Consider the following 2,436-nt stretch of genomic DNA (forward strand, 5'->3'; position numbering starts at 1 on the left):
CCTACCTGATTGTTTGAACTTCAATAATCCTTTTTCCTAGGGAGATTCGGCAGTCTGAGTTATCCTGACATACAGGATTCAACGCTAGCGGAGGACGATTATGGGTCCTACCGATCCCCAACAACAACCAAAAAATAAGCCTACTGTATTGGTCGTGGATGATGACTCGAATGTTCTGACACTGTGCCGAACAATATTGGAACAAGCCGGTTACGAAGTCTTAGCTGCTTCAGGAAGCTCAGAGGCACTCAAAATCGTCAAGAATCACCAGGGCCAAATCAATGTCCTGGTTACGGATCTGGTATTGCCTCCCCCTGAATTCTCTCTCGCCTCGAGCGGCAATGAGTTCCCGCACGTCCACGGTCACGAACTCGCCCTGCGAGCTCTGCGCATGCGGCAAGATCTGCACGTTCTTCTGATGTCCAGCAATGTCGACCAGGATTTGGCCGGTTCCGGAATCCGTCAGGACGCGCTACCCTTTCTCTCTAAACCGTTCGAACCCAAGGATTTAGTTGCCCTAGTCCAGGAAACTCACACGAACCCTCCCCCGACACCTGAATCACTGTTGAAAGAGAACGCAACCGGCCCAAAGGGGGCTGATGAGTGGTTCGATTAGGGGTTGGGTGAGGCATGCTCCGTCATAAACCAGCCGGCGATTGAGAGACGGCGATGGTCACCCGCCGTTTGATCCACCCGGCACACGCGGTGAAATCTGGGAACCGTAAACATGACCAATGAGCCGGGACGGGGTTCGATGCAATGCGTCGCGATGAGGTCCGGTTGCTCCGTCGTATGGGTATTCCGCTTCTCGTACATGATCAATTCCCCACCCCAATCCGGACGCCACTCTTCATGAAAATAACTGACGACCGCGATCCGGCGTAACGGAGCGCGCGATCCTTTCATGCTGTAGCCTTGATCCGTATCGTCATGCGTCAAAAGGCAATCTCCCACAGCATACGAGTAATAGCTGAAACCCATATGGCGACCGACGATGTTGGGAAACGACTCGATATACTCTTCGACACAAGGAAGCTGAAGCCGAGACAAGAATCGCTGGCCCTGGTGAGAGCCTATCTCCGCCTTCGCCCAATTCCCTGAATTGGGGAAATCATCCCGTACCTTAGGCAGCTCCTGAAGCTCCTTCCAGGAAGCCCTCATCATGGCATCGCGGAAAAACTGCCGTTCTTCGGAAGACCAAAAATTCTCGACGACCAGCAAGGGACTCTGCCTGAACGAAAAGCTGTTGAGTTCGGATAATGGCACTAAGGGAGATCGTCTATCCATCGGATCCCTGCTCAGAAAAAGGAGGCAACGTTTTGTCGCCCGCGTCTCATCCCTTATACTTCAGCCATCAATGGGCTTACTCCTCTCATAATGACAGAGAGGCTGCCATCATAAGATAGCAGCCTCTCTTGCTTCAACTCATGAACCGACCGTGATTACCAGCGATCGCGCTTACCGCCTCCGCTGCGTCCGCCTCCACCAAATCCACCGCGGCCTCCTCCACCGGAACGGGGTTCTTGAGGACGCGCTTCATTGACCGTCAGAGTCCGCCCGCCCATCTCAGAACCGTTGAGCGCCGTAATTGCTGACTGCGCCTCGGAATCCGAGGACATTTCCACGAAACCGAATCCGCGGGACTGGCCCGTGAACTTATCCGTGATGATTCGAGCCGACGCCACGGCCCCATGTGCGCCAAACAGATCGCTCAATTGCTGCTCGGTCGCCGAATAGGGCAACCCACCGACATAAATCTTCGAACCCATGTGGGGTTCCTCCTTGTATAAAAATGGTGACATTGTCTTGAACTCTAGGAAGAAAGGAAGGAGCGGGCCGAAGACGCGATGCATGCGGCGGCTTAGGTCTGACTTCCGACGAATTTCCCGAACAAGGCAACATCGATGTTGCGAGCCTCCTTTCCAAGCCCCTTCATCGCGAGGCCCCTACGATGAAGTGAATCAACCCTAACACAGGGTTTACTGGATTACAACCTCACTCTCCGACTCGAACTAACGATCCCTGCACCTTACAATATGCGAACGTCCTATAGAACAGAGTGACCATGCCAACGAGAAGGCCAACATTCAAGCCGGCCGCCCAAAACAAGTGTGAAAGGGGGGAACCGGAGGCGTTCAAGACAGCCCGCATTCCTTCGAATACATGGGCCGCCGGATTCATCCAGGCCACTGCCTGCAGCCAGCCCGGCAACACCTCCATGGGATAGAATACACAAGAGATCGGTTGAAACAGAAAGACCATGCTCCAGGCAAGAATCTCTGCCTCTTGGCCGAACCGCATGATCAGCGAGGTGGTCAGAACACCAATCACCCAGCCTGTGATCACGAGACTGACCACAAATGGAAACAACCACAGCCCGATGATCAGCACATTGTATCCATAAAACAGCCAGGCACAGATCCCCATCACGACCGA

Annotated in this window: 4 protein-coding genes; 1 reads left to right on the top strand and 3 read right to left on the bottom strand. The window is 53.8% G+C overall.

What is annotated here, in order from left to right:
* The first annotated feature begins 100 nt into the window (after positions 1 to 100).
* Positions 101 to 616, top strand: coding sequence for a response regulator (locus ACWVCN_RS08035; protein WP_455245047.1), 516 nt, complete (start codon positions 101 to 103; stop codon positions 614 to 616).
* Here ACWVCN_RS08035 and ACWVCN_RS08040 read toward each other — a convergent pair.
* The 3 genes from ACWVCN_RS08040 to ACWVCN_RS08050 form a co-directional block, all read right to left on the bottom strand.
* Entirely contained in the window at positions 613 to 1,287 is a 675-nt protein-coding gene (locus tag ACWVCN_RS08040) for a 2OG-Fe(II) oxygenase (RefSeq protein WP_455245048.1), read from the bottom strand. The two genes, ACWVCN_RS08035 and ACWVCN_RS08040, sit on opposite strands and share 4 nt — an antisense overlap.
* A 155-nt stretch (positions 1,288 to 1,442) precedes the next feature.
* Positions 1,443 to 1,769 carry an RNA recognition motif domain-containing protein gene (locus ACWVCN_RS08045; protein ID WP_455245049.1) on the bottom strand — a complete coding sequence of 109 codons (327 nt, stop codon included), beginning with the start codon at positions 1,767 to 1,769 and terminating at the stop codon, positions 1,443 to 1,445.
* A gap of 226 nt (positions 1,770 to 1,995) precedes the next feature.
* The coding region (locus ACWVCN_RS08050; protein WP_455245050.1) for an ABC transporter permease at positions 1,996 to 2,436 on the bottom strand (441 nt) is incomplete at its 5' end.

Source organism: Petrachloros mirabilis, assembly GCF_975968855.1.

Bases quoted from the DNA above. Each gene is read 5' to 3' on its own strand.
- ACWVCN_RS08035 (WP_455245047.1), top strand. From the start codon at position 101: ATGGGTCCTACCGATCCCCAACAACAACCAAAAAATAAGCCTACTGTA.
- ACWVCN_RS08040 (WP_455245048.1), bottom strand. From the start codon at position 1,287: ATGGATAGACGATCTCCCTTAGTGCCATTATCCGAACTCAACAGCTTT.
- ACWVCN_RS08045 (WP_455245049.1), bottom strand. From the start codon at position 1,769: ATGGGTTCGAAGATTTATGTCGGTGGGTTGCCCTATTCGGCGACCGAG.